Genomic DNA, 25152 nt, shown 5'->3' on the forward strand with positions numbered 1-25152 from the left:
CCGTTTCGCCGTCCGGACAGGCTGTTCTGCCGGAGTTCTGGCCGTTGCAAACACCGCCGAAGCCTGTGCGGGCCCTGTGGATCCCCTGGCCGTTGGCGGTGGTCTTGGTTCCACTTTTCTGGCTCCTGCCGAAGCGGATGGGACCGCACTTTGCGGCCGTACGATGGCCGGGTGTGATTGTCGCGCATCTTGTCTGGGTGGTGTACGGGCTGGGCTGCATGACGGTCGCTTACTGGACTCCGATGTTCGGCTGGGCGGCCTATCTGACCGGGCGGACCTCCGGGCATGAAACGGAGGCACTCTGGCCGGACCCGACCATCTCGCAGATTGCCCGGGCTCCAATGGCCGTGCTGGGCACCCTGCTGGCCGGCAACCCAGAATTCGGCGTAAACGGCTGGGTCGGTGGCGGTGCGGACTTGGCGATTGGACTGGCCATGGCAGTCGCCGTAGAGGCCGGGCTGATCCTGCTGGCATGTCTGCTGATGCCCTATGCAACCGCGGGGGAGCGCGGCCAACTGCTGTTCTCGCGAAGTGTGAAACTGACGTTGTGGTCCACGACGTCTCTGCCGGTCTTGGGGATCGCTTTCCAGGCAATTGAGCTTCTCGATTACACCCGAGAGCAGCTCGACGAGCTATGGGCGGGTGCCATCGGTCTATACGTCTTGTGGTTCGTTTGGATCTGGCTGCGGAGCGGCCTTCGTTACGCCGGACCGACAGAGGGACCAGCCTGGAAGCCGCGCCGGCCATTGTGTGAGACGTGCGGCTATGCCTTAACCGGGCTGAAGTCGACCGACAACTGCCCCGAGTGCGGTGCGGCGATCGCGTATTCACTGCCGGAGCGACGCAGGCCGACGAGTTGGGCCGCCGCCCATCGGCTTGCATCTCGGCCAAGGGCCTTTCTCAGAACGTGTTGGGCCTCTCTCCGTACCGACTTCTACCGCCGGACGACCGTGCGGACCGACTACCCGGCAGCGAGACGGTTTGCCATATGGATGTGTCTGGCATCGTTGCCGCTCGTCGTACCGTTCGGGATCATCGAGGTGCTCCTCTGGCGCCCGGACTATGCACTGCGACACCTGGGAAAGGCCGCGGTCGCAGCGACAGCCATACCCGTTGGTATTCTGCTCTTTCTCTCCCTGCTGGTGCTATTGGGTCGATTGTCCGGACACCGATCGTTGAGGACTCCGGCCACGGTGGTTTTCTACTGGTCGGCGTGGGCGGTTCCGATTCTCTTGGCAGTCGATGCGTCGATGTTGATCGTCTACGTATTGAAGGAACGTTTCCAGTGGAACATGGCCACGTACCACTACAGTTGGGCCGGCACAATCGCACACTATGCCTCTGGTGCTGCGATCTGCGCCCTCCCGGCCGTCGTCTTCCTCTTCGCCGCCATCCGCCTGGTCAGAGCCCTGCGCCAGACTCGCTTCGCCAACGCGTGAGAATCTTTTTGAGAACCCCAAGCGTTCGCGGGGCCTATCACCAGACCAGCGTCCCTGTACAGACTCGGTCCCTCGCTGCGGAGCACGAAAGATCAGGGTTCTGCGGTGTCTTCGGTGTGGGACGGCCCGATGTTGGGATTTCCGAATCCCAGGGAAACGGGGGGAAGCGTCTGCCACGGCCTTGAAACACGCGCCACAGCTCTCGGGCAGGCTTTATATTGGACCAGATTATTGTGGAAGAATGCGAACCGAGGCCGCCGGCAGGCGTATAATCAGATGTAGGGCAGAGCATACAGACAGCAAGTACTTTCTTTCGTCTTTCCTCCTCCCGCGGGATCGCCGGGATGAGATGCCCTGAGGGGTGTTTCATCCCGGCGATACGCGTTTGTGCGCCGACAACATGTCGGCATGGGACGTGGGATGCGGGGCGGGGGAGAATAAGACCTCGCTCAACAAGCACGGTTTTCCCGGCAGCTCAGCCTCAGATGACGAGCCCCTCGCCGCCCGGACCGCACGGTCAGCCGACCGGCTGACGGTGATAGTCCTGCAGTGCCCGGACGGTCCAATCGCCTTCGCGGAGGGCCCGGATGGCCTGAACGACCGCCCGGGCGCCGGTCATGGTGGTGACCAGAGGGATGTTGTGCATGACGGCCGCGGAGCGGATGCGGCTTTCGGTGGCTGCGCTGCCGAAGAAAACCGGGGTGTTGATCAGCAGGCCGATCTGCCCGGCATTGATCATGTCGATCAGATAGGGACCGGCGGGATCCTGTATTTTCGATACCAGGTCCGCCTCGATGCCGGCGGCGAGCAGCGTATCGCGGGTCTTGCGGGTCGAGACGATCCGAAAGCCCATCTCCTTGAACTCACGGGCGATCGGCACGATCAGCGGTTTGTCGTGGTCGTTGACGCTGATGAGCACGGTGCCGCTTGTTGGCAGGGCCGTGCCGGCCGCCATCTGCGACTTGGCAAACGCCAGGCCGAACGAGTAGTCGATACCCATAACCTCGCCGGTGCTGCGCATCTCGGGGCCGAGAACGCAATCCACACCGGGGAACTTGCTGAACGGGAAGACCGACTCTTTGACTGAAATGTGTCTGGGCCAGGGAGCATCGGTCAGGCCGCGCTGCCTCATCACCTGGTCGAGCGATTTGCCGAGCATTACTTCGGTGGCCAGTTTTGCCCAGGGCACGCCGGTGGCCTTGCTGACGAAGGGCACGGTTCGAGAGGCCCGCGGGTTGACCTCCAGTACGTAGACCACGTCATCCTTCACTGCGTATTGCACGTTCATCAGGCCGCAGACACCGATCCGCATGGCGAGCCGCTCTGTCTGCTGCTTGATCTCATCGATGATGGCCGGGCTCAGCGCGTAGGGGGGGAGGGCGCATGCACTGTCGCCGCTGTGGATGCCGGCCTCCTCGATGTGCTCCATCACGCCGCAAACCACCGCTTTTTTTCCGTCGCAGATGCAGTCGACGTCGACCTCGGTGGCTTCGCTGAGGAATCGATCGATGAGGATGGGGTGAGCCTTGCCGCTGCCGGCCATACGGTCGGTGGCTTGCAGGGCCTTGTCCATGTAACGCACCAGGTCTTCTTCCAAGTGACACTTCTCCATCGCCCGACCGCCCAGCACGTACGACGGCCGCACCAGCACCGGGTAGCCGATGCGTCTGGCGATCTCCTTGGCACCTTCCAGGTCATAAGCGATTCCGTTCTCCGGCTGGCGCAGACCCAGTTCGTTGAGCACGCCGGCAAAGGCCTCGCGGTCCTCGGCCAAGTGGATACTCTCGGGCGAGGTGCCCAAGATCGGCACGCCGGCATCCTTGAGCCCCTGGGCCAGGTTCAGCGGCGTCTGGCCGCCGAACTGGACGATGACACCTTTGACGAGCCCACCCCCCCTGGCCCCCCCTTGGCAAGGGGGGGACGGGGGGGTCAAAGGGATGAACGGCCTGCCGTTCAGACGTTCGCAGATGTTCAATACGTCCTCATGCGTCAGCGGCTCGAAGAACAACAGGTCGCTCGTGTCGTAGTCAGTCGAGACCGTCTCGGGGTTCGAGTTGATCATCACCGTCTCATAGCCCATGTCGCGGGCGGTGAAAACGGCATGCACGCAGCAATAATCGAACTCGATGCCCTGCCCGATACGGTTCGGCCCACCGCCGAGTACAATGACTTTCTGCCGTTCGCTGACGCGGATTTCGTCGTCGTGTTCAGCGAAAGCAACAAGACGCTCGGAGCATTGCCGATTTCCTCCATGCTCCACGGAGGTAACATCCATCTTGCCCAACGTGGCCGGTGGATTCTCGTGAGACGAGTAGTAGTACGGTGTCTCGGCCTCGAATTCCGCCGCGCAGGTGTCTACCAGCTTGTAGACGGGCTCAAGGCCGCCATATCTGCAGAACGCACGCACCTGCACATGGGGAACGTTGAATACCGTCGCCAGTTGCACATTCGAGTAGCCCCATTGCTTGGCCTGACGGACGACCTGGCGAAGCCGCTCAAACACCGCAAGAGAGGACCCGGCAGAGAGTCTGGCAGCAACATCATCGGTTGCCGGCGAGCGCCTCATGCCGTGTTGGTCATACTCGGCCTGAGCTCGGGCACAATCTTCGAAGAGTCTCTTCAGATCGTCTCTGCCCTCCTGAGCGAGCGTGATCAACTCATCCTCGAACTCCACCAGCTCCTTGATGTTCTCCAGGAACCATGGATCGATGTGGCTGAGTTCGTAGATCTTCTCGACGCTCCAGCCCATCTTAAGGGCGTAGCGGATGTAGTAGAGGCGGCCCTGGCACGGGCGAGACAACTTGTCGCGAAGTACCGGGAAAGGAATCGGATACTTCTGAGCACTCTGTTCCACGGTGTCGGCCGGAGCTTCGCCCTTGCGCCAGCCTTTGAGCGGCTCGGGCTCGCCGGGTGTTTCGGCCTCACGCCGCCAGGCGCTTTCGGAGGCCTGCATGGCCGCCAGCCACTTGTCGTTGGCGTCCAGGCCCAGGCCGAAGCGCTTGATCTCCATCGAACGAATGCCCTTCTGGAGCGCTTCTTTGAACGTGCGGCCGATGGACATGGCCTCGCCGACGCTCTTCATCTGGGTGGTCAGGGTCTCGTCGGCCTCGGGGAATTTCTCGAACGTCCAGCGTGGGATTTTGACCACGCAGTAGTCGATGGTCGGCTCGAAACTGGCCGGCGTTTTCCTGGTGATGTCGTTGGGGATCTCGTCCAGGGTGTAGCCGATGGCGAGTTTTGCGGCGATTCGGGCGATCGGGTAGCCGGTGGCCTTGCTGGCCAGGGCGGAGCTTCGCGAGACGCGCGGGTTCATCTCGATCACAACCATTCGGCCGGTCTTGGGATGCACGGCGAACTGGATGTTCGACCCGCCGGTCTCGACGCCGATCTCGCGGATGATCTTGATCGCCGCGTCCCGCATGCGCTGGTATTCCTTGTCGGTCAGCGTCTGGGCCGGAGCAACGGTGATTGAATCGCCGGTGTGTACGCCCATGGGGTCGAAGTTCTCGATGGAGCAGATGATGACCACGTTGTCCGCGCGGTCGCGCATGACCTCGAGTTCGTATTCCTTCCAGCCGAGGCAACTTTCTTCGATGAGGATTTCGCTATTGAGCGAGTATTCGAGCCCGCGCTTGCAGATGGTCTCGAACTCCGTGGGAGTGGTGGCAAATCCTCCGCCGGTCCCGCCGAGTGTGTATGCCGGGCGGATGACCACCGGCAAGCCGATCTCCTTGAGCACCTCCCGGGCCTCTTGCCACGAATGGGCGATCCCGGATCGCGGCACATCGAGACCGATGCGGAGCATCGCGTTCTTGAATTCGGTACGGTCTTCGGCTTTGTGGATGGCTTTCTGATCCGCGCCGATGAGCTGCACGCCGTGCTTGCCGAGGATGCCCGCATCTGCCGCGCGCACCGCGCAGTTCAAACCCGTCTGGCCGCCGAGGGTAGGAAGCAGCGCATCTACGGGCGTGCCGCGAGCCTTTTCCATTGCCAGGACCTTGTCGATGGCCTCCGGCGTGATCGGCTCGATGTAGACCCGGTCGGCCATCTCCGGGTCGGTCATGATGGTCGCCGGGTTGCTGTTGAGAAGAACAACGCGAATGCCCTCCTCGCGAAGGGCCTTGCATGCCTGGGTCCCGGAGTAATCAAACTCACAGCCCTGCCCGATGATGATCGGGCCGGAGCCGATGATCATTACACACTTAAGATCCTGTCGCTTAGGCATTTACGCTTCCCGATCGGTCGCCGGCCCATCACAGGGATCCCCATGCCGCGCCGCAAGCGGCCCGTTTCAGGCGTCCGGCGATAACCGTTGAAAGCCAAAGGATAGCCGAAACTCTCAACGAAAGCGACTCGCGGCGGGAACGCCGGCCAGTAGGGATCCATGACCGGTTGGGCGAGGGTGCCTTTGGGGCATGTCTACTCGAAGGTGGTGCCAAAGACTTGTACCCAGTAATGCTCCCCCAGGAAGGAGACATAGTGCCCCATGCCGACAAACGCGTAACCAGTGTGGAGCATATTAGCGTTGTGACCCGGGCTGCCTTCCCAACCGGCCTGAACGTCGGCCACGGACTGCTGGCCATAAGCGATGTTCTCGCCGACCATCAAGGGACTGCAGAAGCCGGCGGCCACAGCGCGGTCGAATGAGGTTTTGCCGTCGGGATTGGTATGGTCGAAGAAGTTGCGGGCATGCATATCCTGCGCGTGTGCCTGTGCGGCCTGTTCGAGCGAGTCGGAATACATCAGTATCCCAAGTCCATTCGCAAGACGATAATTGTTCAAAGCATTCAGCATCTGCTGCTGAGTACTCGTGTCCGGGGTACCGATCGGCTCGCAATAGCCCGATGCGCCCGCGCCGGGATCATTGGCATCGTCACCAAGAACGTCCGGAAACCCTCCGATACCCGGCAGCGGAAGACCGCCAACACAGGCGGGTAAGGACACAAGCAACACGACAGCCGAGGTCCGCCAGAGCAAGCCTGTCAGTAATCGCATCATCTTTGTTCTCCCGCGGGCACATGCCCGCCGAACAACCCCCCGCGAGGCCTACTCGAAGGGTGTTCCGAAAAGCTGGACCCAATACTGCGTCCCGATCGGGGCGGTGTAGTGTCCCATGCCGACAAAGACGAAGTCGGCCCTGAGCATGTTGGCATTGTGGCCGGGACTATTCTGCCAGCCCACCTGCACCTCGTTCACCGATTGTTGTCCATAAGCGATGTTTTCACCGACCAGCCTCGGACGACAGAATCCGGCCGCGACCGCGCGGTCCATCGGGCCCTCGCCGTCGGGGTTGGTATGGTCGAAGAAGCTACGGGCATACATGTCTTGGGCCTGGAAGTCCGCAGCCTCTTCCAGGGTATCGGAATAGAGCAGTTCGTCAAGACCGTTGGCCAGTCGATATGTATTGATCGCTTCGAACATCAATTGCTGAACGGCCGTATCGGGCGCTCCGACAGGCTCGCAATAACCGGACTCGACGCCGCCGCCCCCTCCTCCACCATCGCCCGGATCCCACCAGTCGCCACCGTCAGAAGAGGGCAGATCGAAGCCGGTGCAGCCGGCCAAGCCCGCACACCACAGGGCGAAGAGCCCCGCTACCGGCGCAATGCGAATCAACTGCCTCATCTGTCGACCTCTCCAGACGCCCAAGAAGACGCGATTCTCTGTTTCCACGCTACTGCCGTTGCTGCAACGGCGACCACCTGACTTCTTCAAGCCAAGCCGCCCGACCCGCCTCGATGCGAACGCTCCTGGTCAGCGTACCCAGCGTGGCATGCTCGTGCCATAACTCCAATTCGTACTCGCCGGCCGGCAGACCGCGGATCATGAACCGCCCCTCGGTGTCGGTCACCGCAAAGAACGGGTGGGCCATCACGTGGCACCACGCCGTTTCCCACGGATGCACGTCACAGCCGATGCGAAACACTTCCGGCTCGTTGAGCACGACGGTCTTACTCATGCCGCGCTTGGGCAGAGTGAAACTGAACTCCGGGTTACGTTTGGGGTATCCGTGCGGAACCTCGTTGATCTTGCTGCTGTTGAGGATCTGGAGCGGCTGGCCGGCCATGACGCCGAACACGTGGGGAATGTAGAGGCAGCCCTTTTGATCCAGGATCACCGGTCGATCGGGCACGGGCCATCGGCGACCCGGATCCAACCCGTGTTTCACCGACACGAAGACATGAGCCAACCCGCCGGTCTTACTCACCACCAGGTCCTCCGGCAGGAGCGGGTTGTGGCGGTAGAGGGCGGCGCAGTTGGGGTCGGCGCTACAGTCGACCGGCGCAAGAACCGGAGGCGTACCGTCGTAAAGGACTCGACCGAGGACTGCATCAGTCGGCGGGTCGTCCCACGGTATCGTGTCTGCCGGTCGGCTTGCGGGCCGTGAAGTGCCGACCGCCGCCAAGGCCGCCCGGGCCGAGACCGCCACGGCGAGCGACGCCAGCAGTTCGCGGCGACTGACTGCCTGGTCGCGGCCCATCAGGGCGTCGCAAGTCCCCTTGCCCTCACCTTCTTGTCCCTGACGCATGGGTAGGATTGTATCGCAGCGGATTCCAGGAGCAAGACTTGACACGGGTGTTTGATTTCAGGTGGAGATGGAGCGTTCCGCCCGTCGTCCGATTCACGGCCGTGTGATAGCATGGTTATGCGATGAGGGAATGAATCGGCCGGACGTCGGGAGGGCTGACATGTTGCTCCAAATGCTGGTTGTCCTATGCTGTTGTGAGGCCGACCCTGCGAGTGAGGTCTCGACCCGCCCCGCCGGCGATTCGGCGAAATCCGCCCACATACGCGCCGGCGATCTCGACGTCGTCTTTCTGGACAACTCCGAGTCGCCCGGCGTGCTCAGCGGCATTGCGTCGCTCATCAACGTGAAGGACGCGCCGGGCTTCAACGCCTTCGACCCTGACAGCAAGGGAGCGGCGGCCGGTTTGAACTTCGAGCACATCATTGCGGGACATGAGAACCCGCACAATGCTTTCACTCCGCGACACGGGCCTTATCGCCTGTACACGTTGCCGGACGGCCGATCGGTCATGCTGGTGCGGAATGCGGCAGATGACCCCTGGGCCATGGCCAGTACGATGAAATACACGGTGACGCCGCCCCACTACATTGATTTCGAGTTCAGATGCCGTCCGGCCGACGCCTCGCTGTTCGGCAGACATCGGTACGCGATTCTCTTCTGGGCCAACTACATGAACGACGTCGAAGACGTGGCGATTAACTTCCGCGGGATCGAACGGCGAGACGGTCGGGAGGAATGGATCCGGGTCGATGCCCCGCCCGGCCATCCCGACCACAATCATGGCGGAACGTGGCGGCACGTCCAGGCAAAGGATTTGCCCCGCGACGACGATCTGAGGTTTCGGCTCAACAGTTGGAGCTACGAGTACCCCCGGTTCAGCAAGCCCTTCTACTATGGTCGGGCAGCCAAGGGCATGACATATATTCTCATGTTCGACCGGGCGTATACCCCGGCCGACGAGCTGCGGTTCAGCCTGTTCAAATTCAAGCTCGATAAGTTCCCCCGGCCGGCCTGGGATTTCCAGTATGTCATCCACCCCGTCGAACAGGACCGTGAATACGGTTACCGCGCCCGGGCAGTCTGGAAGAAGTTCATCAGTCCGGAGGATTGTCTTGCCGAATATGAGAGTTGGGCCCGATCGATGGCTGGCCCTTCAGTGGCCGGTCAGATACAATCGCCTGACGCCCCAGCAACCGCCCCGGCCCGCAGGGAATAGTTGCGATCGCGCGAGGACAAGGAGGTCACATGCTTCCTCAAACGTACAGATATGTCGGGACAGTATACCACTTTCTGATCGCAACCGCCTGCATCAGCGGCTGTGTGACACTCAGGCCCGCCATCGCTCAGGAAAGCGAGTCAAGCCTTCGGCGGAATATCGCCTGGCAGGTTGCACTGGAAAACGTCGGCTTCTCACCCGGATTGATCGACGGTAACCCCGGACGCAAGACGAAGATCGCCACCTGGGAATTTCAGCGGGTTAAGGGACTGCCCAAGACCGGTGAATTGGACAAGGCGACCGCCGAGGCTCTCAAGGTCGATCCGGATGGGGCGCTCATCCTCTACACCATCGAATCGGCCGATCTTAAGGAGGTTGATCCGGTACCCCATAGCTGGGTGGCCAAGAGCAAGAAGAGCCTGTTGGGCTACAGCGATCTGGAAGAGGCTCTGGCCGAGAAATGCCACTGCACGCGAGGACTGCTCCAGCGGCTCAACCCGGGCAAGAAACTCAGCAACCTCAAGCCCGGCGACAAGTACATCGGCCCGGCCATCGCCAGTTCCGCACGTCTGCCGCAGGCGACACAACTCGAAGTCAACCTCAACGACAAGATCATTCGGGTTATTGATCGTGACAAGCAACTGGCGGGGCTGTTTCACTGCTCCATCGCGGCCAGCAAGGCCAAGCTGCCGTCGGGCAGTGCCGAGGTCGAGTTCATCGCCACCGATCCGGAGTACACGTTCGATCCCAAGATGTGGCCTGAGGTGACCGAGAAGATCACCAGCAAGCTGACCATTCCGCCAGGGCCGCGAAACCCGGTCGGCCGCTGTTGGATCCAGTTGACCCTGCCGGGCGTGGGCATGCACGGCTCGCCAAATCCCGAAATGATCGGCAAGACCGGTTCTCACGGCTGCTTCAGGCTGACCAACTGGGATGCGCTACGGCTGGCCAAGATGGTCAAGGCCGGAACACCGGTGAAGTTCGTTGACACACCGAGCGAGGCGGCACAGAAGGTGCAGTAGAGGGTTCAGGGTTCAGGATTCGGTGGGAGAGGCTCGTAGCCGCGATCTTGACGAGCCGAGGGGTTCATCCCCTAGGTCTTCGGGTGAGGCACGGAGCTTCATCTCCATGTCTTCAGATTGGGCAGCGAGCCATAGAACCAGAGTTGAGTGAATTCACGAGGATGAACACAACGGGCGTCGTTTTCGACCTTGACGGCACGCTGGCCGACACGCTGCCGGCGATTGCCGACGCCATCAACTACGGACTCGCCGCAGTCGGGAGGCCCGAGGCATCCCGCGACGAGGTACGTCGTTGGATCGGCGAGGGATTGCCGACTCTGTGCCGGCGGGCATTGCCGGACGCGGACAAGGCGACCTTCGAACGCATGATGGCGGCCGTCTCGCAGCATTACCGCGAGCACCAGATGGACAAGACGGTGCCGTTTCCGGGCATTGCGGAACTGATGGATGAGCTGGCAAAGCGAGGCGTGCTGATGGGCGTCTTGTCGAACAAGCCGCACGTGTACACCGTCCCGATGACGCAGGGGCTCTTCGGCCGCTGGCCGCTGGTGGCCATCGAGGGGTATAAGGAAGAAGACCGTCGCAAACCCGATCCAAGAACGCTTCTGGACATCGTGGCGAGGATGAAGGCGAAGCCAAACGAGGTGATGCTCGTCGGCGACTCGAACACCGACATCGCCACTGCCCGGAATGCCGGAGTTGTTCCCATCGGAGCCACCTGGGGCTATCGTGATCGCGAGGAACTCATCGCCGCAGGGGCTGCTCACCTGATCGATGCGCCGGCACAACTGCTTCAACTGATCTGGCAAGGGTAGGGCATGGTCGGAATCACTGAAGGCGATGGAGACCTGCCGCCTGTACGCTGAACACGATCACACCCGTGAATCACACCAACGTCGCGCACCGGCAGGTCTCGCTCCGCTCGACGCTGCCCTGCCAGTTGACGCGTCACATGACCGGCAAGATGCCGGACCCACACTCACCGGGTCAGGTTCCCGATCACGGTCTTGGCTCCTCGACGCCCCGCGATCGGTCGGCCCGGACTTGCCGGCAGGACACCTTGGGGCCATGATAGCCGGCCTTAACAGAGCAACGAGACACGCAGGAGCTCGTGGGTGAGTACTTCACCGGACCTTCAACGCAGGAGCATGAACATGGTAGCCAGCGTCTTCAACCGTCGTGAGTCGTCTTGGACTGCGCGTCGCTCTCACCGCTTCGCACGCCTCTGTGGAACGACGACCCTGCTCGCCTCGACACTTGGCATGGCGACACTCCCGGCCGGCTGCGGCCAGTTGATATCGGAAGAGGTCTTCCGGCCGGCGGTTCAGACAGCGGTGGCGCGCGCTTTGGAGGACATGATCGATGCAGATATCTATGTCTCGCCCGACGGCCGACTGGAATGGTCGGGCCGGCTCCGCGAGCCCAACAGCGACAAGACAGACGGACCTTTGCCGACCATCCAAGCCGCGCGCGATGCCCTCAGACGCATCCGCACGACCGAGAAGCCGAAGAACGCAGCCGCGTGGCTCGTATCTGTCAAACCCGGGACATACGAGCTGGAGGAGCCACTGGTATTCGGCCCTGAGGACTCCGGCACACGCGACACCCCGGTCATGTACGCTTGCTTCGGCAATGAGCACGCAACCATCAGCGGCGGCCGGCGGATCACCGGCTGGAAGACCGCCGAAGTGAACGGCAAGAAGGTCTGGGCCGCGGAATTGGCGGACGTAAAGGCCGGAAAGTGGTACCCTCGCCAGCTTTTTGTCAACAACGAGCGTCGGCCGCGAACGCGGCTTCCGAAGGAGGGTTACTTCGAGCTCACCGGCCTGCCGCAGATGACCGACAAGACTCCATGGAACGAAGGTCAGACCGAAGCCACTTTCAAGCCCGGCGACATCAGGAATTGGCGGAACCTCGGTGACGTCGAGGTCGTTGCCCTGCACTTCTGGATCGAGTCGCGCCTGCCGTTGGCCGAGGTCAACGAGACCGAGAACCTCGCCAAGTTCACCCGCAAGAGCATCTTCCGGCTGACCGACGCGCACAGCCCCAAGCAGTTTGCCCGCTACTACGTCGAAAACGTCTTCGAGGCCCTGGACACGCCCGGGCAATGGTACGTCGACCGCTCCACCGGCATGCTCTACTACGTGCCCAAGCCCGGCGAGACGCCCGAGAACACGACTGTGATCGCCCCGCGGTTGCCCCAACTGATCCGCGTGGCGGGTGACCGCAAGGCCGGCAAACCCGTCCACGACCTGCATCTGTGTCAACTGACATTCAGCCATGCCGACTGGTCACTGCCCGCCGAGAAAGCCGGTTCGGCACAGGCCTCCTTCGACGTGCCGGGCGCTGTCTGCTTCGTAGACGCCGATACCTGCATCGTCTGCGGTGCCGCGGTCAACCATGTCTCCGGCTACGGCATCGAGGTCGGCACCGGGTGCGAGAACATCTGTATCAACAACTGCGAGATCACCGACTTGGGCGCGGGCGGAGTCAAGGTCTGGAGCGGATCGAGCCACACAATCGTTCACAACTGCGAGATCGGCCCCGGCGGGCTCATTTTTCACAGCGCCGTCGGTGTGCTGATCGGCCCCAGCGGGGACAACACCGTCAGCCACAACCATATCCACGACTTCAACTACACCGGCGTTTCCGTCGGCTGGTCGTGGGGCTACAACCCCAGCCCGGCCGTCCGGAACATCGTCGAGTACAACCATATCCACGATATCGGCAAGGGCATGCTCAGCGACATGGGCGGTATCTACACCCTCGGGGTCTCGCCAAATACGCAGATTCGATATAACCTGATCCACGACATTGAAGCCCACACCTACGGCGGCTGGGGCATCTACAACGACGAAGGCAGCACGCACATCCACATCGAGAACAACATCGTCTATCGCACCAAGCACGCCGGCTATCATCAGCACTATGGCAAGGAGAACTACCTCCGCAACAACATCTTTGCCTTCGGCCGGGAGGCCCAGATGCAGCGGTCACGGGAAGAGGAGCACACCTCGTTCATTTTCGAGCGAAACATCGTGCTCTTCGACGGTCCCAACCTCCTGGCCGGCAACTGGAAAAGCGACAAGTTCGTGACGGACTACAACCTTTACTGGCGAACCGAAGGCCAACCGTTTGATTTCGCGGGTGCGTCTTTCGAGGACTGGAGAAAACGCGGCCACGACACGCATTCCATCATCGCCGATCCGCAGTTTGTGGACCCGGCCAACGGGGACTTCTCGTTCAAGCCCGGCTACCCGGCGCACCAAATCGGCTTCGTACCCATCGACACGAGCAAGATCGGAAGGATCAAATAGGGTACGGGTTCGGGATTCGGGGTTCAGGGTTCAGGGTCTGCTGGTGCCCGAATCCTTTCTGGCACCATTCCCTCGACGAATCCTTTCGTCATGCTGCCAAGGCGGCTTGAGGCTATCAAGATGGCCGGATGGCCCACCCTTCGCGCCAGCAAAGGTTGGGGAATACGATGATCGAATCAGCCCAAACGCCCCATCAATCACCAAAGCCAGGTTCGCTGCCAGACGATTCTTGCGCAGTCGGTCACCGAGACCCCACCCATCCACCCTTCGGCTGGATGGATGGGGCCCCCAGCGGCCTCTTTCGTGTTTTCCTTCTTTCGTGTTTTCGTGATGAATCTGATGAGACGCTACCGTGGCGCACACAGATTCACTTTCAGCCGGTCATCAAGATCCCATTCGGCCCGTCGCGGGCGTAGCTTACCTCGCCGAACCCGTTGAAACGGCAGTGGCCTCGGCCTCTTGTGTCGCCGGTGCGGTGCTACTGGCCGGACGGCCGCGAGAATCGGGTTTGAGCAGTACGAAACCCACATCAAGCGGCCGGCTCTTGGGAGGCATGCGGCCTTGAACCTGGCCACCGCCATCATTTCTATCTTCAGCGATCGAATAGATGACCACGCCGTCTGGATCGACACGATATCGCAACGGCTTGTCATCGAACGGATCAGTCGGCACCGCGTCCAGGTAACCGGGCACCAACTCTTCCAGCTTGTCAGGGAACCGACCCTTGTCGAGCCGGTAACATTCCGCGGCCAAGGCCGCCCGGGTCGAACGGGCCATGGCCGTCACGTGCAGGTCCAGGCTGAATGCTCGCTTCATCGACGGGATCAGCGTCCTCGACAGCACGCGATATCGCGGAAGCCTCACAACTGCGGTCTCAACCTCGGTGGCCGCCTTGATCCGCTCCCGAGGCCCCTTTGCCTTGACCAGGCGGTTCTCCAATCGCAGCCCCTCGGCCATGTCGCCCATCACCCAGCCTCTCACGCCCGGAATGTTAGCGGGCAACGGCAGCGAAGCCGCCCCGGGAATGCCACGAGCCCCGCTTGCCGTCATCCAAGTGACCGCGCCGACGAGCATCGCCCGCTCACCCCGGATTCCCCAATACAAGCGGTCTTCATCCTCGACGGCCCGGACCAGCGGCTCGATCTGCCGAAGCTGCTCGGCGCTGACTGTCGTCTGCCCGAGAACTCGCTGGAGGACGTCGAGGGCCAACGAGTCGGTCGCGACATGTACCAAGCTCGAGATCAGCGTCGGATGGTCCGCCAGCGTCTGGCCGTGCCGCAGAAGAATGTCCAGGTCGGTCACCAGCGATTTCGTATTCCCCTGCATCGCTTCGCTGATCACCTGGAGCGACTTCAGCTTGCATGATTCGCGAACGTGGCCCAGGCTCGGCAAAAGGGTATCAAACGGGTTGGGTGCCACCTGGAAAGGCATCCCGCCACTTTCGCAGCGAGCCAGCCCATCGATCTTGCTCAGTTCGGCAGACAATCGGGCAAGGTAGTCGCGGACCACCTGGTCAGTCTGATCCGGCCACTTCTCTCCCAACGGTGGAAGGTCGGCCTGCCCCAGAAGCGGCAGGAGCTCATGTGCAGGGTTGTCCGTCGACGGCGACAACGGCCCGGTCAGCGAAGTGATGATCAACGCGCCGTTGACGTCGTCCGGCACGACTTTGCGGGCCGCCTCGATCTCTTCGAAAGTCACCGGCCCGCCGATGTCCCGGGCGTCTTGCAGGGCCTTGTTGAAGGACCTGCGGCCGCCTGCCTCGAAAACCACGATCACGAGCAGAAGAACGAAGATCGGACTCAACAGCAACAGAAGCCGGCCCCACCAAGGCCAGCGCTTCTTGTTTTTATCAGTCTCTGTCATGGCTCAGTCCTTTCCGACGCCACCATCGTGCCGCCCCCCCTGCCGCGATTGGGGATCGGTGACTGGTGATGTGGAACCGTGCAGCATCGCAAGGTTGCCGTTGCTCGCGGCGGCCAGTCTCCCGGCTCCCCGTATAATGACGCTGGTGCAAAGCGGATGTATGGCCCGATTCGCCCGTCTGCATCGCCGGATGGCATTCCCGCGACTCGGCGCGGGCATGCCCTACTCCGCCCGGACCCGTTGAGACCGCAGCAGTCTCAGCCTCTTGTGTCGCCGGTGCCGTGGTACTGGCCGGTCGGCCACGAAAGTCGGGCTTGAGCAGGACGAAACCCCAGTCTGTTGGCGACGTTTCGGGCGCTGTCCGGTGGCCCACATACCCGCCGTCGTCGATGCCGTCCTCGCCGATGCTGTAGATGATCACCGCGTCGTCGGTCACCCGGTATCGCAGCGGTTTGTCGTCGAACGGGTCGATCAACAAAGCAGGCAGGTACTGTGGCACAAGTTCTTCCAACCGCTGTGGAAAACGACCATGGTCGGAGCGAAATCGCTCAATCGCCAGGCCGGTTCTGGCAGCGCGCACTTGAGCTATGCGGTTCTGGTCCAGGACCACGGAACGTTCGAGAGAAGGGATCATTATCCGCGTCGCCAGGTAAAGGCGTGGCACAGATGCCTTTTCTGCCTCATTCTCCATCATGGCCTTGAGACGATCCTGGAGCGTGTTCGATTTCACGATCCGATTGAGCATCCGCAAACCGGCAGCCCGGTCCATCTGAAACACGCCATGCAGTACAGGCAGCTCCATAGGGAGCGTTGCGAATTTTGGGTTGTTCCCTGTGGCCACGGCGCGACGAAGGTTCGCCTCCTCTGTGAGCATGAGAAAGAAGGCCCGCTCGCCGCGGTATCCGATTTCCAGACAATCCGTGCGCTCAAACGCGGCGAGCATCTCATCAAGCTGCTGCAACTGCTGATCACTCAGCGAGCACAAGGATAGGACTCGCTGGACTCCATTCTCGGCAAGAGCGCCGATGGCCAGCCTGACGAGGCTCGATATCAGCGTCCCTTCACCATCCAGAAGACGTGCGTGACGGAAGAGAAGATCAATGTCATCCACTGCTCGCGAAGTATCGCCCAGAATGATCCGAGACTCCAGTCTCAGGAACACCAGCTTGGCCGAGTGCCGAAGGAAAGCCCGATCAGGCAGGCAGGTATCGAGCGGGTTCGGTTTCATCTCGAACGGAATGCGCCCGCCGTCATACTGTCGCAGGCGGTCGATCTCGGCGAACACCGCTGCGTGTTGCTGAAGAAATGCCTCCACAGCCTGAATGGTGTCATCTGACCAGCGGTATCCGAGTTCGTCTTTGAGGGTGCCCAGAACTGGGAGCGTTGTGGCTGCGGCCTCTTTGCCAATAGCATCGAGTCGGTCGCGAACCCGAAGAAGAACCAGGGCCCCATTCTCATCATCCGGCCAGACCTTGCGAGCCGCCTCGATCTCCTCGATCGTCACCGGCCCGCCGATGTCCCGGGCTTCCTGTATCGCCCGGTTGTACGCCCGCCGCCCGGAGATCTCGACGCTCAGGATGATCGCGAGAATGATCCAGAGAGGGCTGAGATAGAGAATCAGCCGGAGCCACCACGGCCAACGCTTCTTCTGCTGAATGCCCTCTGTCACGGCTTGGTCCTTTCCAGTGTCCTGGGCGAGCGGGCCAAATGGCCGGGACTGGGGATCGGCGGGTGGGGGCCGGGGGTGCCCAATCCCATTGCGGGGCGCAATCGCCAGTCCCCAGGGCCCAAGCGCCAATCCACAATCGCCGCCCTTGTCATGCCGCCGCTTCTTTCTTACAACATGTTGTTGGTTGGGGCCATTATGATTCCGGACCGGGATTATAATCGGTTGTGGGAGTCTTGGCGGCATTGAGAAGGTTGGCCCGTCGCTTGCGCTCCGGGTTCTGAAATGCTTGAGGCCGAGGTGAATCATGATTCGCGTCGCCTGTCCACATTGTCAGCGGCGGTACCGAACGCGAACCGAGGGGATGGGCAAGACGGCCGTGTGCACCGGCTGCCATCAGACTTTTCGCATCGGCCAGGTGCGGCTGCCGTTCGAGTGGAAGCAGACCGACCTCGGCGAGGACTCCTGGATCGGCGTCGAGGCTCCGAAAGAGAAGAAGGAACTCCGTAACTGCATCATCTGCCAGGCACCGCTGGACGACGAGGCAATCACCTGCCCGGAATGCGGGGCGAATCAAGTGACCGGCATCGTCCGGCGTCCGCCACGGCGGCCGGTGGAAGTCAAGCCGTCGGTCCTGTCGGCCCTGCCGTGGAAGCTGATTGCGGGCATCGCGGCCCTGGCGATGTTGAGCATTGGCGGATACCGGCTGTTCAAGACCGCCACCAGCTCGGCACTGGACAGTGGCGAAAAGGCCGCGCACATGGCCACGACCCGACTGGCCGCTGAGCACCTGCGCAAGGGCGGCGATGAGTCCTCGCTGGCGGCCGAGTTTGCCGGACGGGTCGATGATGGCAACCTTCCGGTTTTTCTCGACATGCTCTCAGCCGGACGCCAGGACATCCGGCAAGCGGCGGTGCTGCTCATCGGCTGCGGGAATGTGACCAACCTCCGCCCGATTCTGGACATGGCGGGCAGCGCCGCCGGTCGCGAGCAAGGCACGGCGGTGCTGGAAGCAGTCAACCCTCGCCGACTGGCGGTCTTGAGCAACCACGAAGAGGCCAACGTGCGTATGGCGGCGGCCGAGGGTCTATGCATTCTCAGCGGTTTGAAGCCCGAGAGCGAAGTGCTGAATCAACTAGCGGAAAAAGCCCCGTGGGAAGAGAAGATTTCCCGATTGAACAGGTTCTGCCGGCCGTATCCTGCCGCGACGGGCCGATTCTCCGTGACCATCAACGACACGGCCGCACCGTTTGTCGTGAGCATCGAGCAGATCGGCACGTGGTTCTTCATGAAGCTCGACAGAGCCGAGTTCCACACGGAGCCGAGGCAAACAAGGACGTTTGAGATCCCCATCGACCGCTGGTGCGTCGCCACCGGCATGGCGTTGGACGCTGCCGCGATCCGGCGGATGCTGACCGGCTCGGTCCGACTGGTTTCGCCGATCGGAGCCTCCTGGCGAGGGACGGTCACGGTCAGTGCCAGAATCAGGCTCGATTCCCCTTTGCCCGGCTTCCTTCCAGTTGATCCTCCTGCCGCCGGTCAGACGGCGGAGGCGGAGATTACACTGACAAGGATACCGTGAGGTGGAAAAGGGCGAGGATTGTCGAAGAGAGATCGGCGCAACTGGGGAGAGACGCTTTCTGCATCGACTCCCATCCCCGGCAGAAGAGCGTCGCGCGCAACCCAGCCCTCACGGGACGAGCACAGGAGGGTATGAAGGCAAGCATATGCCCACGTAGATCAACCATCGTGCGCGGGACAACGCCCCGATCATCGCCCAAAGCCCCTCCCAGGGTACGACGTATCATGCGCGGAGACGTCTCTACAATGACAGAACGTCGCACACAGGCTATCATAAGACGTTGTGCGGCTATGGTCAGCCGAAAATCGGCACAGGAGGCCCCGCGCTTGGAACCGGAGAGCAATAAACCCCTCGGTTGCCTTGCGCGGCCGGCCAGGCCTGTAACCGGGTTGATGAACGAAAAATGACCGATTCGCCTCGCTACTATCCGTTCAGTCGCTACCTGCGCCGGCGTTACGGCTGCCGGGTCCACAAGGTGACCATTCACGCGGGGTTCACGTGTCCGAATCGCGACGGGACACGGGGCTACGGCGGCTGCACGTTCTGCAACAACGCCGGTTTCAGCCCCAATGCCCGCACCGACCCGGCCGTCGTTCGCGAGCAGCTCCAATGGGGAATCGAGCAGACCCGTCGGCGGTCCAGGGCCACGAAGTTCATCGCCTACTTTCAGGCCTACACGAATACCTATGCACCGCTCGAGCACCTCAGAGAGCTGTACGATGAGGCGTGGAAGTTCCCGGAGATCGTCGGGTTGTCGATCGGCACCCGCCCGGACTGCGTTGACCCGGCCAAGATCGACCTGATCGCCGGATACTCCGGCCGCGGCGAGGTTTGGCTCGAATACGGCCTCCAGAGCGCCCATGACGCCACGCTCAAAGCGATCAATCGCGGCCACGGTTACCAGGAGTTTCTGGACGCCGTTGAGATGACCCGCGACCGAGGCATCAAGATCTGCGTTCACACGGTGCTCGGGCTGCCCGGTGAAACGCGTGAGATGATTCTCGACACTCACCGTCGACTCGCCCAACTGCCCATCGACGGCATCAAAATCCATCTGCTCCACGTCATGCGCGACACGGTCATGGCCGCTCAATATGCTCGCGGCGAGCTTGCGCTGCTCGGTCGTCAGGAGTACGTGGATCTGGTGTGTGATGTACTCGAAACACTGCCGGCCACGATGGTCATCCAGCGCATGCATGCCGATGCCCCGCGCGACATTCTCGTTGCCCCGGAGTGGTGCCTTGATAAAGCCGCCGTTTTGGAGGACATCAAGCGGGCTCTTGCCCGTCGCGACACCTGGCAAGGCAAGGCCCTAGGCTTTGCTCTGAGTGACATCCCCACACTCCCCCCTGCGCCAGCGATGTATCACCATAGATCAGGGGTTTGACGCGCGGGTCCCGACCTTCTATCCTTGCTCGGCGGATTCGCGCTGAACCCAGTTGGACACGAAGACTCAAAAGACCCAGCCAACGCCGGTTGTCCGGCGGCGTCCGCTTGGACGAGAAGGGAAACCCGATCATGACGACTCGCGGGCTTATCGTCATCGGGCTTGTATGCCTGGTAGCACCGGGGACATTGGTCGGCCAGAAGGCGGAAGGAGAGGGCAAACCGCGAGGCCGTCAGCTTTTCTATCGAATGGTGGGTTCACGAAACAACGCCCCGATCCTGCCGAAGACCCGATCGGTCTGGACGCAAGACAAGCGGGTCGAGATCGGCAATACGGGCATGGCCGATGAGGGTTACACCGAGTTCCCTTTCTGCTATGGGCTGATGGACTTCACGTTCGTCGAACATGGTCCCATCTACCCGCGGATCATCTCGGGGGCCCAGGCCGACGAGAGCCGAATCAACAGCGCCGATCTGGTCATCGACCATGTGTACCAACCTGACGGATGTGTCTGGGGCTGGTCGGCCCGCGAGTTCGTGCAAACCTTCACTGCCACCTCGACGGAGCTGGTCAGCATGACGCTGATGGTGGCTTCCGAGCCGGGTATCTTTCGCGCCGCCTTAGTCGAAGGGGGGCCCGGCGGCAGGCAGATCGGACCGACAAAGACTTTTGTCTCCGGCCATTCAATGGAATGGGGTATCGCTCGCTGGATCACCGGCCAGGCCCCGATGGTGCCGGGTCGTACGTATGGAATTCGCCTGTGGCGTGAGGATGGCAAGGCCTGGATGCCCTACCTTCATTCGATCGGCAACGCGTACGACGGGGGTGTTTTGTACGTTGACGGCCTCCCACGGCCGGAGAGTGACCTGGCCGTCTGGATCGTTGAAGAGCCGGCCGACCTGAAACGTTCGCCCGTTGAAAACACCGATGAGGAAGGTTGGGTGTACGACACCGACCGTATCTGGTTCACTCCGCGAACACCGAACGTGCGAATGGTTTCGCTCATCGTATCGCCGATCCTGATGAACCCGCCCACCGAACACAATTGCTGTGACCTGGTCATCCGGGTGCGATCCGCCGACGGCAAGATCGTAGCCGGCCCGAAGCGAGGACTGAGTTGCGGACCGGAAAACGGTCCCCACGCTGCTCCGTTCCTCTTTGCCGCGGATGAGTTCCCTGTCGCGGTCGGCGAGCGGTATCAAATCGAAGTCTACGCCGTTGCCCACAAAGCCCCGCTGCCGAAGGATGATCACGTTGTGATCATCAGAGGCGACATGCACACCACGGTCTATGGCGAGCCGCAGCCGGGCGCACTGCCTGCGATCTTCAACCTCACAGCCGCGACACCCCAGGACAGCAAGCTCAAATTGACCTGGTCGCAGAACTTCCCAACGCAGACGCGGATCGAGATCCGCGGCCCCGGCATGAAGGGAGCCGGACCTGACCTGCAGCGCGTGGACGTGGAGAAGGGCCGGACGGAGGCGACGATTCCCGTCTGGTCAGGCCATGATTACGAGTTCCGGTTGACGGCCACGGGACCGACGGGCCTTGTGTGGCGAACACCGCTGTATCGGATCCGCATGCCTCGCGCCAATGAGATCGAAGCCGTGCTGTCGTCGCCGGAGCCTTATCCTCCCTGTTTTGTCAACCTCGCGCCAAGCCGCGTGGCCGCCGGGACCGATCCGGAGCCGCTGCGATATCGTAGAGCCGTGGAGCTGGTCAACCCCGAGTTCGAAGAGGGCCTCATCGGCTGGCAGGTCTCGCCGCCCAATGCGCTGGACTCGCCGGATGTGGGCGTGCAAAGTCGGTCCGAACTGAAGCAGCTTGGCATCGGCACACGTTGGGGAAGCCGCATGGCCGGATTCACGCACATGGCGGGCGAGAAACGCGAACAGGTTTTTGCCAAGAGCACACTCGCGCAGAAGATCGCCACCACACCGGGCCATGCGTATGCACTGGCGGCCATGGCGTTCACCGCCGTCAAGAACGGGCCTCGTGGCGATACGCGGGTGAGGCTCTTTGTCGATCCCGACGGCGGGGACAACTTCGACGGGCCGAATTCCAGCCAATGGTACTGGACGGACGGCAAGTGGATACGATTCGAGCATCGTTGGATCGCAACCGCCGAGCAGGCCACGATCGGCTTCGGATTCTTCCGCTGGCGCGATCTTGATGCGGCCAGTGCGTACGTCGATCACGTCCACGTGTACGATCTCGGCCCCGCGCCTGCGGCGGCCGACGCGCCGCCCGTCCGGACTGCCGAACGCCTGTCGTTGGTATTGATCGACCACAAGATCGAGGCAGATGACAGGGTGGAAGGGTTCATTCAGGCACCACCGGGATACGTCATCACCGGCCTGGGGGCCCGCGCACACTACGACAACATCACAACCATGTGGATGAAGATTCAGCCGCTCATGCCCGACGGGTCGCTGGGCGAGCCGGAGGAACTGCGAACCGGTTGGGAACGTGACGCCGGCCTTGAGGCACAGATCGAGCTTCCGGCCGGTTACGTCGCCACGGGTTTTGGCGCCGGCATTGCTCCTGAGTGGGACGTCAAGCGGATGGGCGTTTGGGCCAGGCCGCTCAACAAGGATGGCACGCTTGGTGAAGAAAAGCTCTTCCGCGGCGGCGTGGACCTGCAAAGCGGATTTGAAAAGCAGGTCCAGTTGCCTGCCGGCCGCGTGCTCACCGCCGCGGGCCTCAATTGCATGCTCAACGACGTGAACGGTATCAAGGCAGCTTCCGCGGCACTTATACGCACCGCAGAAGCCCGGGCGAAGAGCTCTGCCAAGCAGTAAGGCCGCCCTCTTGCAGGCCTGGTGCGATCGGCTCGGAACCACGCCGAGTGGTTCCCGGTGCGCGGTTCTCAACCGAGGCACATCTTGTTATGCTACCGCGCGTCCAATGAAGCCCCTGGCCTGCGTATCAAACCGCGCGTCCAACTGCGAGACCGGGACCGTCAGAACGGTCCTGCTGCGGCTGATTCCCTTCATCGTCATCCTCTACGTGTTCAACTATCTCGATCGCGTCAACGTCTCCTTCGCCAAACTGGAAATGAAGGACGACCTGGGCTTCAGCGAAAGCGTATATGGTCTGGGCGCGGGCATCTTCTTTATCAGCTATTTCCTGTTCGAGATACCCAGCAACCTGATCATGCAACGCGTCGGGGCGAGGCTGTGGCTGGCTCGAATCATGATCACATGGGGATTGATCTCGTCGGCCATGATGTTTGTACGCGGCCCGTACAGCTTCTACACGCTCCGATTCCTGCTTGGGGCGGCCGAGGCCGGGTTTGCCCCGGGTATTCTGCTGTATCTGACCTATTGGTTGCCGGTCCGACATCAGGCCAAGGCGGTGGCATGGTTTCTGACTTCGACGGCCATCGCCGGGGCCGTTGGTTCGCCGCTGGCCGGGTTGCTGCTCAAGTTGGACGGGACTGCCGTCTTGGGCCGCGCGTTGGCCGGCTGGCAGTGGCTGTTTCTGCTGGAGGGCATCCCGAGCGTCCTTGGCGGGTTCGCCATCCTGCTGCTGCTGCCCAACCGTCCCGAACAGGTCAAGTGGCTCAGTCCGGAACAGCAGCGTTGGCTCAACAGTCAAGTCCGAGCCGACCGCGAGAGGCTCAAGAGCATCGGTCACACCTCGTTCTTCAGGGCGTTCCGCAGTCCAACGTTTCTGATGCTCAACATCATCTATTTCACCCTGATGTTCGGCTTCCAGGGCATCAACTTCTGGCTGCCCACCATCGTCAAACAGGTCACCGCCTCTCGCGACAATCTCCACGTCGGCCTGATTGCGTCCGTCCCGTATTTCACAGCGATGATCGCCATGGTGCTCATCGGGCGACATTCTGACCGCTTCGGGGAGCGACGCCGGCACGTGGCCCTCTGCGCGGGCGGCGGAGCGCTTGGCTTCATGCTGTGTGCGATGACCGATCAGCCGGTGGCGGGCATTGTGGCAATGGCTTTGGCCGCATCGGCGATCTGGAGCACGCTCGGTCCGTTCTGGGCAATGCCGCCGGCCTTTCTGGCCGGAACGGCGGCCGCCGCCGGCATCGCGATGATCAACTCCATCGGCAACCTGGGCGGATTTGTGGGCCCGTATCTCATCGGGGTGACCGTCGACCAAACAAGGAACTACAAGGCCGGTCTATTTGTGGCCGCGACCTCGCTGCTGGTGGGCGCGGTGTTGACCCTGCTGTTGAATCGCGTGAGAGAACAACACCACGTATCGTTGAAGGAGGAACCCGATTCATGATCCGAGAGAAGCATCACAGGCGCTGCCTGGCGATCGTTCTTCTGTCGCTCGGCGCATCATACGGGCTGGTGATTACGGTTCGCGCGGCCCTTCCTGAAACCCGGCCGGCGGCCGCTCAAGACAAGTGGGTCAAGCATTACCATGACCGCGTTGAGTTATTCAAGAAGGAAAACGCCGCAGCGAAAAACATCGTCATGGTGGGATCGTCGCACATCGAAGGCTTTGATGCGGCCAGGCTGCTTCCCGGCCGTCGAGTGGTCAACCGCGGTATTGCCTCGGACCGGATCGGCCTTACCGATCGCGGCATCCTCCACCGCCTCGACAGTTCCGTATTCGACTGCAATCCCGGTTTCATCATTCTGGAAAACGGTGTGAACGATCTTGGCGAACTGCAGCGAAACGGCACACCAACTATCGAGGAAATCGACGCGTGCTACCGGAAGGTGGTCAAGACGATCCGTGACCGGCTGCCGGACGTGCCGCTGGTGATCGTCGGACTGTTTCCCACCCGCGACCGGTTCGACCAGCTCACACCCGGCATCCGGGAATTCAACAAGCGGCTGGCCAAGATTGCCGCGGACCATAACTGCTCGTTCATGGACGTCTTCAAGCCGCTGGCCGATGAGCAGAACCTGCTTCGCAAGGAGTATTCGCGTGACGGCCTGCACCTCAACGAGGCGGGGTACAAGGTCTGGGCCAAGATGATCGAGGAGATCCTCCCGCCGCTGAATCCCGCCCCACGTTTTTCAAACGAATCTGAGCAGGAACGTTCTTGAGATTCGGCAGACGGCGGGAATGTTGTGGCGAGAATGCCCTTTCAGGCCGAAGGGGAATGCCACTCTCGTCCACCCAGGGGGCCATGGGCGGCTTGCTC

At 61.8% G+C, this 25152-nt stretch carries 16 protein-coding genes; 10 read left to right on the forward strand and 6 right to left on the reverse strand.

Going from position 1 to position 25152, the window contains the following annotated elements; translation table 11 throughout:
* Nucleotides 1–44: 44 nt before the first annotated feature.
* Nucleotides 45–1439 carry a hypothetical protein gene (locus PLL20_06380; protein HPD29601.1) on the forward strand — a complete coding sequence of 465 codons (1395 nt, stop codon included), beginning with the start codon at nt 45–47 and terminating at the stop codon, nt 1437–1439.
* Nucleotides 1440–1956: 517 nt separating this feature from the next.
* Here the strand turns inward: PLL20_06380 and carB are convergent.
* From carB to PLL20_06400, 4 genes are all read right to left on the reverse strand, one after another.
* The gene (gene carB / locus PLL20_06385; protein HPD29602.1) at nt 1957–5664 is read right to left on the reverse strand and encodes a carbamoyl-phosphate synthase large subunit; all 3708 of its coding nucleotides are present in this window, start codon (nt 5662–5664) and stop codon (nt 1957–1959) included.
* A 194-nt stretch (nt 5665–5858) separates the two neighbouring features.
* Nucleotides 5859–6437 (reverse strand): CAP domain-containing protein, encoded by a 579-nt coding sequence (locus PLL20_06390; GenBank protein HPD29603.1) that lies wholly within the window; start codon nt 6435–6437, stop codon nt 5859–5861.
* A gap of 48 nt (nt 6438–6485) precedes the next feature.
* The gene (locus tag PLL20_06395; GenBank protein HPD29604.1) at nt 6486–7064 is read right to left on the reverse strand and encodes a CAP domain-containing protein; all 579 of its coding nucleotides are present in this window, start codon (nt 7062–7064) and stop codon (nt 6486–6488) included.
* 49 nt (nt 7065–7113) lie between these two features.
* The gene (locus PLL20_06400) at nt 7114–7968 is read right to left on the reverse strand and encodes a carboxypeptidase regulatory-like domain-containing protein (GenBank protein HPD29605.1); all 855 of its coding nucleotides are present in this window, start codon (nt 7966–7968) and stop codon (nt 7114–7116) included.
* Nucleotides 7969–8128: 160 nt separating this feature from the next.
* Between PLL20_06400 and PLL20_06405 the strand changes: the two genes are divergently transcribed.
* The 4 genes from PLL20_06405 to PLL20_06420 all read left to right on the forward strand — a co-directional run bounded on the left by PLL20_06405 (nt 8129) and on the right by PLL20_06420 (nt 13523).
* On the forward strand, nt 8129–9184 hold the full coding sequence (locus PLL20_06405) for a hypothetical protein (GenBank protein ID HPD29606.1): 1056 nt from the start codon (nt 8129–8131) through the stop codon (nt 9182–9184).
* A gap of 29 nt (nt 9185–9213) precedes the next feature.
* The gene (locus tag PLL20_06410) at nt 9214–10206 is read left to right on the forward strand and encodes a L,D-transpeptidase (protein HPD29607.1); all 993 of its coding nucleotides are present in this window, start codon (nt 9214–9216) and stop codon (nt 10204–10206) included.
* A 161-nt stretch (nt 10207–10367) separates the two neighbouring features.
* Nucleotides 10368–11021, forward strand: coding sequence for an HAD family hydrolase (locus PLL20_06415; protein ID HPD29608.1), 654 nt, complete (start codon nt 10368–10370; stop codon nt 11019–11021).
* 300 nt (nt 11022–11321) lie between these two features.
* Entirely contained in the window at nt 11322–13523 is a 2202-nt protein-coding gene (locus PLL20_06420) for a right-handed parallel beta-helix repeat-containing protein (protein HPD29609.1), read from the forward strand.
* 417 nt (nt 13524–13940) lie between these two features.
* Here the strand turns inward: PLL20_06420 and PLL20_06425 are convergent, their stop codons facing one another.
* Together PLL20_06425 and PLL20_06430 are read right to left on the reverse strand one after the other, a co-directional pair.
* The gene (locus PLL20_06425) at nt 13941–15386 is read right to left on the reverse strand and encodes a hypothetical protein (protein HPD29610.1); all 1446 of its coding nucleotides are present in this window, start codon (nt 15384–15386) and stop codon (nt 13941–13943) included.
* The gene (locus tag PLL20_06430) at nt 15373–17055 is read right to left on the reverse strand and encodes a hypothetical protein (GenBank protein ID HPD29611.1); all 1683 of its coding nucleotides are present in this window, start codon (nt 17053–17055) and stop codon (nt 15373–15375) included. The genes PLL20_06425 and PLL20_06430 overlap by 14 nt, the downstream gene beginning before the upstream one ends.
* A 304-nt stretch (nt 17056–17359) precedes the next feature.
* On the opposite strand from PLL20_06430, the gene PLL20_06435 reads away from it, so the two are divergent.
* From PLL20_06435 to PLL20_06455, 5 genes are all read left to right on the forward strand, one after another.
* Nucleotides 17360–18634: a hypothetical protein gene (locus PLL20_06435; GenBank protein ID HPD29612.1), complete on the forward strand. Its 1275-nt coding sequence runs from the start codon at nt 17360–17362 to the stop codon at nt 18632–18634.
* A 403-nt stretch (nt 18635–19037) separates the two neighbouring features.
* A complete protein-coding gene (locus PLL20_06440; protein ID HPD29613.1) occupies nt 19038–20021 on the forward strand; it encodes a TIGR01212 family radical SAM protein in 984 nt (327 codons plus the stop codon).
* 131 nt (nt 20022–20152) lie between these two features.
* Nucleotides 20153–22822, forward strand: coding sequence for a hypothetical protein (locus PLL20_06445; GenBank protein HPD29614.1), 2670 nt, complete (start codon nt 20153–20155; stop codon nt 22820–22822).
* Between the two features lie 106 nt (nt 22823–22928).
* Nucleotides 22929–24278 carry an MFS transporter gene (locus PLL20_06450; protein HPD29615.1) on the forward strand — a complete coding sequence of 450 codons (1350 nt, stop codon included), beginning with the start codon at nt 22929–22931 and terminating at the stop codon, nt 24276–24278.
* Nucleotides 24275–25054: a GDSL-type esterase/lipase family protein gene (locus PLL20_06455; GenBank protein ID HPD29616.1), complete on the forward strand. Its 780-nt coding sequence runs from the start codon at nt 24275–24277 to the stop codon at nt 25052–25054. Before PLL20_06450 ends, PLL20_06455 begins: the two co-directional genes overlap by 4 nt.
* The last annotated feature ends 98 nt before the right edge of the window (nt 25055–25152 follow it).

It is taken from the genome of Phycisphaerae bacterium, assembly GCA_035384605.1.
In the GTDB taxonomy this organism is placed as follows: Bacteria; Planctomycetota; Phycisphaerae; order UBA1845; family PWPN01; genus JAUCQB01.